This is a genomic window from Pseudomonas sp. (genome assembly GCF_049590575.1).
Classification (GTDB): Bacteria; Pseudomonadota; Gammaproteobacteria; order Pseudomonadales; family Pseudomonadaceae; genus Aquipseudomonas.
The window spans coordinates 1-1,564 of the sequence record NZ_JBAWDE010000374.1 but is presented as its reverse complement, the minus strand read 5'-3'; the positions used below and the strand labels follow the sequence as shown (position 1 = coordinate 1,564).

Here is a 1,564-nt window from a genome sequence, read left to right as displayed (position 1 = left end):
AGACGCTTTAGACCAGACGATTGTTGCGATTTGCATTGGTTTATTTGTACTTAGTACCATCGTTCTACGCGATGGTCGACCGACTCACCCGCGGAATTTTACGAGCTGATGGCGCGCTGCTCAATCGCTGCTCCCGCTCAAAACCTCCGCGAACTGTGAGACTCTTTATCGTGGCGTGCTCGCGTGGCGGTGATGGCTGGCTGTGGTGGTCGGCCGGCCTGCTGGTTCTCAGCTTCGGCGGCACCGATCGGCTGCAAGCTTTTTCGGCGGCGTTTCTTTCGGCTTGCTCCGCGGTTCTTCTATTCGCTCGCCTTAAGGTACACATTCGCCGTCCGCGGCCGCATGGTCCGCATCGCTGGGCGCGCATCGCGGCCCCAGATCAATTCTCGTTTCCGTCGGGTCATAGCATGACTGCTTTCGCGGTTTGTTCGGCTCTATTCGATTTCTACCCGCACTGGTGGCCGATTCTGCTAGTCATAGCCGTTGCCGTCGCTACGTCGCGCGTAATCCTCGGGCTGCACTATTTAACCGACGTGCTCGCCGGTGCGGTGATCGGCTCGGCGCTCGGGGCGATATGGTCTGAATTGTTGCGTGGCGCCGGCGCCTGAGTGCGGCTGAGTCTCCACAGCATTCGCCCGTTGTGGCTCTTCGCTTCGACCAGTTGGTATCGGTGCGCCAATACGAGCGCGTATTGGGTGGCGCACTTCCCCATGTGCGCGAGCTCGGAGATTTGCTTGCTCGTGCGAAATTCCAGGGCATCGACGAACGGATAGACCCTATCCCAATCGCGCCGTAGAAGCCAATCGACGCTCATCCTCTGATCCTTCGGATATAATTCCATCCCGCGAGTCGCAATTTCTCTTCATTGAGGAAACGGAGATCGGCAAGCGCATCGCACCAAACTTTATTCCGCGCGGCCTTCTTTTCGGCTGGCGGTAAATTGCTTTTCTGAATTTCCGCCAGGCGCCGTCCGACGGAGGAAAGACGCATGCGGGCCGCGTGAAGTTCTTGGGTGTGGGTCATGGGAGTTAATTCGCCTTGGGAACTCGAATGTTGCTCGCTCGGGCAGCGGCCTCCAAGGCTTCATCCATTTTTTGAATATTGGCAATCGTGGCGACTACTCCGGCCTCGAAAGCCTGCTGCTGCAAGTCGATCAAGAGGTCGGCGAGCCTAGGAATCATAATCGCCGCCGCGGGCGGTAGCTCGTGTGCCTTATAGACGGATTGTGCCAGTTCGACCATTACCGGCTTCATGTGTTTCCATAATTCGCGGGCTATCGCGTCGATTTCTTCAATGCTAAGGGCCATCGGTTCCTTCCAAGATTTTCGAATAGCGGCCGCGCCTGGTCCTTCCGCTCGCTCCGCGTGACGCGGTGGTGATCCTTGTCGTAATTCAGGTGACACCATTGGCAGAGCGCTTTTAGATTCTCGTCGCGATCGTCGCCCGGCGTGTGGTTCAGGTGTGCGATCGTGAGAACTACCGTAACAGCGCGGCAGATTCCCCGCGGAAAGCGGTGTCTTTCGATGGCGCCATTGTGGTCTGTCCAATACACCTCAGGCGGTTT

Annotated in this window: 3 protein-coding genes; 1 reads left to right on the top strand and 2 read right to left on the bottom strand. The window is 57.5% G+C overall.

The annotated features are described in order from the left end of the window. Positions 1-71: 71 nt before the first annotated feature. Complete coding sequence (locus tag WBR57_RS25880) at positions 72-608, top strand: phosphatase PAP2 family protein (RefSeq protein ID WP_424087805.1); 537 nt, start codon at positions 72-74, stop codon at positions 606-608. A gap of 202 nt (positions 609-810) precedes the next feature. On the opposite strand, the gene WBR57_RS25875 is transcribed toward WBR57_RS25880, so the two are convergent. Next, positions 811-1,023 carry a hypothetical protein gene (locus WBR57_RS25875; RefSeq protein WP_424087804.1) on the bottom strand — a complete coding sequence of 71 codons (213 nt, stop codon included), beginning with the start codon at positions 1,021-1,023 and terminating at the stop codon, positions 811-813. A gap of 5 nt (positions 1,024-1,028) precedes the next feature. Then, on the bottom strand, positions 1,029-1,307 hold the full coding sequence (locus WBR57_RS25870; RefSeq protein WP_424087803.1) for a hypothetical protein: 279 nt from the start codon (positions 1,305-1,307) through the stop codon (positions 1,029-1,031). Positions 1,308-1,564 lie beyond the last annotated feature (257 nt).